The sequence below is a fragment of the Candidatus Pandoraea novymonadis genome (genome assembly GCF_003004665.1).
Lineage (GTDB): Bacteria > Pseudomonadota > Gammaproteobacteria > Burkholderiales > Burkholderiaceae > Pandoraea > Pandoraea novymonadis.
Map to the genome: position 1 here is coordinate 1 of NZ_MUHY01000005.1, position 5,920 is coordinate 5,920.

At 49.0% G+C, this 5,920-nt stretch carries 2 tRNA genes and 3 rRNA genes; all 5 read right to left on the reverse strand.

The features are described from left to right. Positions 1-73: 73 nt before the first annotated feature. Positions 74-186 (reverse strand): 5S ribosomal RNA (rrf, locus tag BZL35_RS04940). Positions 187-316: 130 nt separating this feature from the next. Beyond that, positions 317-3,193: ribosomal RNA gene (locus tag BZL35_RS04945) — 23S ribosomal RNA — on the reverse strand. A 322-nt stretch (positions 3,194-3,515) separates the two neighbouring features. Then, positions 3,516-3,591: transfer RNA gene (locus BZL35_RS04950), tRNA-Ala, on the reverse strand. Between the two features lie 100 nt (positions 3,592-3,691). Further along, positions 3,692-3,768, reverse strand: a tRNA-Ile gene (locus BZL35_RS04955). Positions 3,769-3,831: 63 nt separating this feature from the next. After that, positions 3,832-5,365 (reverse strand): 16S ribosomal RNA (locus BZL35_RS04960). The 16S, 23S and 5S rRNA genes sit together here with 2 tRNA genes alongside, the layout of an rRNA operon. Positions 5,366-5,920 lie beyond the last annotated feature (555 nt).

Genomic DNA, 5,920 nt, shown 5'->3' on the forward strand with positions numbered 1-5,920 from the left:
CGGTTTCAGCTACGCGATATGCTTTAAAACAAAAAACCCCTCGCCACATAAGTAGCAAGGGGTTTAAATTGGTGCCTGACGATTACCTACTTTCACACGGGAATCCGCACTATCATCGGCGTAGAATCGTTTCACGTTCCTGTTCGGGATGGGAAGGAGTGGTTCCAACTCGCTATGATCATCAGGCATAACTTTTATGTTTTACTAATCATATTAGTAAAACAAATTAGGAAGAAGTCATAATACAACTTATTATTAGGTTATGATCAATATCGACACATCGCTTCTCTCACCAGAAGAGAAACACACTGGTTATAGGATCAAGCCTCACGGGCAATTAGTATCAGTTAGCTTAACACATTACTGCGCTTCCACACCTGACCTATCAACGTCCTGGTCTCGAACGACCCTACAGGGGAATTAATTTCCCAGGGAAGTCTCATCTTAAGGCGAGTTTCCCGCTTAGATGCTTTCAGCGGTTATCTCTTCCGAACATAGCTACCCGGCAATGCCACTGGCGTGACAACCGGTACACCAGAGGTTCGTCCACTCCGGTCCTCTCGTACTAGGAGCAGCCCCCTTCAAACTTCCAACGCCCACGGCAGATAGGGACCAAACTGTCTCACGACGTTTTAAACCCAGCTCACGTACCTCTTTAAATGGCGAACAGCCATACCCTTGGGACCGGCTACAGCCCCAGGATGAGATGAGCCGACATCGAGGTGCCAAACACCGCCGTCGATATGAACTCTTGGGCGGTATCAGCCTGTTATCCCCAGAGTACCTTTTATCCGTTGAGCGATGGCCCTTCCATACAGAACCACCGGATCACTATGACCTGCTTTCGCACCTGCTCGACTTGTCAGTCTCGCAGTTAAGCACGCTTATGCCATTGCACTATTAGCACGATTTCCGACCGTACCTAGCGTACCTTCGTACTCCTCCGTTACACTTTGGGAGGAGACCGCCCCAGTCAAACTGCCTACCATGCACTGTCCCCAATCCGGATTACGGACCAAGGTTAGAATGTCAAACAAATCAGGGTGGTATTTCAAGGATGGCTCCACAGAAACTAGCGTCCCTGCTTCAAAGCCTCCCACCTATCCTACACAGACCGGTTCAAAATCCAATGCAAAGCTACAGTAAAGGTTCATGGGGTCTTTCCGTCTAGCCGCGGGTAGATTGCATCATCACAAACACTTCAACTTCGCTGAGTCTCGGGAGGAGACAGTGTGGCCATCGTTACGCCATTCGTGCAGGTCGGAACTTACCCGACAAGGAATTTCGCTACCTTAGGACCGTTATAGTTACGGCCGCCGTTTACCGGGACTTCAGTCAAGAGCTTGCACCCCATCATTTAATCTTCCGGCACCGGGCAGGCGTCACACCCTATACGTCCACTTTCGTGTTTGCAGAGTGCTGTGTTTTTATTAAACAGTCGCAGCCACCAGTTTATTGCAACCCCTTCACCCTTCTGGCGCTAGCCAGTCAAGCTACAAGGGCGTACCTTATCCCGAAGTTACGGTACCAATTTGCCGAGTTCCTTCTCCCGAGTTCTCTCAAGCGCCTTAGAATACTCATCTCGCCCACCTGTGTCGGTTTGCGGTACGGTCTTGTATGACTGAAGCTTAGAGGCTTTTCTTGGAACCACTTCCAACTGCTTCGTGAACAAGTTCACTCGCCCCACAGCCTTGAATTCCGCGCCCGGATTTTCCTAAGCGCCTTCTCCACTGCAGGGACCGGGACTTCCAACACCCGGACAGCCTTCCGCAATCCGTCCCCCCATCGCATCATACAACGGTGCAGGAATATTAACCTGCTTCCCATCAACTACGCATCTCTGCCTCGCCTTAGGGGCCGACTCACCCTACGCCGATGAACGTTGCGTAGGAAACCTTGGGCTTACGGCGAGGAGGCTTTTCACCCCCTTTATCGCTACTCATGTCAGCATTCGCACTTCTGATACCTCCAGCATCCTTTACAAGACACCTTCACAGGCTTACAGAACGCTCTCCTACCATGCGAGCAAGCTCGCATCCACAGCTTCGGTATATTGCTTAGCCCCGTTACATCTTCCGCGCAGGACGACTCGATCAGTGAGCTATTACGCTTTCTTTAAAGGGTGGCTGCTTCTAAGCCAACCTCCTGACTGTTTTAGCCTTCCCACTTCGTTTCCCACTTAGCAATATTTAGGGACCTTAGCTGGTGGTCTGGGTTGTTTCCCTCTTGACACCGGACGTTAGCACCCGATGTCTGTCTCCCGTGATTGCACTCTTGGGTATTCGGAGTTTGCTATGGCGAGGTAATCCGCAATGGACCCCTCAACCATGACAGTGCTCTACCCCCCAAGGTGATACACGAGGCACTACCTAAATAGTTTTCGGAGAGAACCAGCTATTTCCAAGTTTGTTTAGCCTTTCACCCCTATCCACAGCTCATCCCCTAATTTTTCAACATTAGTGGGTTCGGTCCTCCAGTACGTGTTACCGCACCTTCAACCTGGCCATGGATAGATCACTTGGTTTCGGGTCTACACCCAGCGACTGAACGCCCTATTCGGACTCGCTTTCGCTACGCCTTCCCTATTCGGTTAAGCTTGCCACTAAATGTAAGTCGCTGACCCATTATACAAAAGGTACGCAGTCACCCGTTTCCAGGCTCCTACTGTTTGTATGCATGCGGTTTCAGGATCTATTTCACTCCCCTCCCGGGGTTCTTTTCGCCTTTCCCTCACGGTACTGGTTCACTATCGGTCGATTACGAGTATTTAGCCTTGGAGGATGGTCCCCCCATCTTCAGACAAGATTTCACGTGTCTCGCCCTACTTTTCTCAAGCTTAGTTCCGCACCAAAGTTTTCGCATACGGGACTATCACCCAATATTGTCGGCCTTTCCATGCCGTTTTGCTAACAATAGTACTAAATCTTGAAGGCTACTCCCATTTCGCTCGCCACTACTCTGGGAATCTCGGTTGATTTCTTTTCCTGCAGCTACTTAGATGTTTCAGTTCGCTGCGTTCGCTTCACTAGACCTATATATTCAGCCTAGGATGACCCAAAGGGCCGGGTTTCCCCATTCGGACATTTGTGGATCAATGCTTATTGCCAGCTCCCCACAACTTTTCGCAGGCTATCACGTCCTTCATCGCCTGTAATCGCCAAGGCATCCACCACATGCACTTATTCGCTTGACCCTATAACGAGGGTGTCTCTCTCGATTAGAAGATTCTATTCGACTCACTTCCTCAATCCTTGAAGAAGGATGATTCACACTCGAAATAGGTTGAGTTTTTGCGTTGTGCCGTATTCCAAGTTATCTTTCGATTACTTTTAATACATTTGATACAATCACAACCCATACAATTTCCACACGCCATCTCTAACGCGCTTCTGTTGTATTATTTCTTCTTCCAAATTGTTAAAGAACATAAAATTCTTGACATTGCTGCCATTCAAAAAACTTCAATCAATATTCAATTAAAGCCTTTTGGCTAACAACAATATAATCTAAATAATTGGTGGAGGCAGACGGGATCGAACCGACGACCCCCTGCTTGCAAAGCAGGTGCTCTCCCAGCTGAGCTATGCCCCCTAAAATCTTTACGATGCAGTTCCAAAAAATTTTACTAAAAAACAACTGCCAATACTATTGGAGGCATTACCGCTTGATGGGATTATCTCTCAAAGATTAGTGGTGGGTCTGGAAGGACTTGAACCTTCGACCCCCGCCTTATCAAGACGGTGCTCTAACCACCTGAGCTACAGACCCTATTTAGATCTTAGTAGGAACAACCGATAAGCGTGAACACTCAACTTCAAGTGCATACTCTAGAAAGGAGGTGATCCAGCCGCAGGTTCCCCTACGGCTACCTTGTTACGACTTCACCCCAGTCATGAATCCTGCCGTGGTAAGCGCCCTCCTTTCGGTTAGGCTACCTACTTCTGGCAAAACCCACTCCCATGGTGTGACGGGCGGTGTGTACAAGACCCGGGAACGTATTCACCGCGGCATGCTGATCCGCGATTACTAGCGATTCCAGCTTCACGCAGTCGAGTTGCAGACTGCGATCCGGACTACGATCGGTTTTCTGGGATTAGCTCCACTTCGCAGTTTGGCGTCCCTCTGTACCGACCATTGTATGACGTGTGAAGCCCTACCCATAAGGGCCATGAGGACTTGACGTCATCCCCACCTTCCTCCGGCTTGTCACCGGCAGTCTCCTTAGAGTTCTCTTACGTAGCAACTAAGGACAAGGGTTGCGCTCGTTGCGGGACTTAACCCAACATCTCACGACACGAGCTGACGACAGCCATGCAGCACCTGTGTTACGGCTCTCTTTCGAGCACTTCCACTTCTCAGTAGAATTCCGTACATGTCAAGGGTAGGTAAGGTTTTTCGCGTTGCATCGAATTAATCCACATCATCCACCGCTTGTGCGGGTCCCCGTCAATTCCTTTGAGTTTTAATCTTGCGACCGTACTCCCCAGGCGGTCAACTTCACGCGTTAGCTTCGTTACTAAGGAAATAAATCCCTAACAACTAGTTGACATAGTTTAGGGCGTGGACTACCAGGGTATCTAATCCTGTTTGCTCCCCACGCTTTCGTGCATGAGCGTCAGTATTGACCCAGGGGGCTGCCTTCGCCATCGGTATTCCTCCACATCTCTACGCATTTCACTGCTACACGTGGAATTCTACCCCCCTCTGCCATACTCTAGCCTTGCAGTCACGAATGCAGTTCCTAGGTTGAGCCTAGGGATTTCACATCCGTCTTACAAAACCGCCTGCGCACGCTTTACGCCCAGTAATTCCGATTAACGCTCGCACCCTACGTATTACCGCGGCTGCTGGCACGTAGTTAGCCGGTGCTTATTCTTCCGGTACCGTCATCCTCCCAGGATATTAGCCCAAGAGATTTCTTCCCGAACAAAAGTGCTTTACAACCCGAAGGCCTTCTTCACACACGCGGCATTGCTGGATCAGGCTTTCGCCCATTGTCCAAAATTCCCCACTGCTGCCTCCCGTAGGAGTCTGGGCCGTGTCTCAGTCCCAGTGTGGCTGGTCGTCCTCTCAGACCAGCTACAGATCGTCGCCTTGGTGAGCCTTTACCTCACCAACTAGCTAATCTGATATCGGCCGCTCTTATAGCACGAGGCCCGAAGGTCCCCCGCTTTCATCCTTGGATCGTATGCGGTATTAATCCGGCTTTCGCCGAGCTATCCCCCACTACAAGGTACGTTCCGATATATTACTCACCCGTTCGCCACTCGCCAACTAGATGCAAGCATCCGTTCTGCCGTTCGACTTGCATGTGTAAGGCATGCCGCCAGCGTTCAATCTGAGCCAGGATCAAACTCTTCAGTTTAAACCTGTTTTTTGGCTCGCCCTGACTATAAGTCTGCGCGAGCCCGTCGCTCTCAAAAGCACTGACAAGTTAATTAAAAATTAATTTGTCTGTACCATGTGAGCTCCCAATTTATTTCAAGTAAGTTTCCAAAGAAACCGCACTTCTCATTGAGTGCCCACACTTATCGGTTGTTCAATTTTTTAAAGATCAAATGCCTAAAACTTCGCTTCTTCGCGTTTCGATTGAAAAAATCCGCGCCGTCGCTCTATCTTCTGCAGCTCCATCTGCCAACAAATGGAAGATTTGGATTATCTATCAATCTCCTTATCTTCGTCAACAATTTTTTTCGCTTTTTTTGGGTTTACTGCACCTAACTTTTAATCGCCCAAAATTCTCAAAAAACTATCTGCAATAAGGATTTTTAACACTCTGACCCACTCCCAATAGAGACCTTTTCAGACCCACATTGCTTGCAAGAGCCGAGATAATATTTAACTCTTGCCTCGCATGCAAGTTTTTTTTGAAAGAAGCCTTGCAAGAATGAAAATTCCTCTTTCAAACGATGTGAGGTAT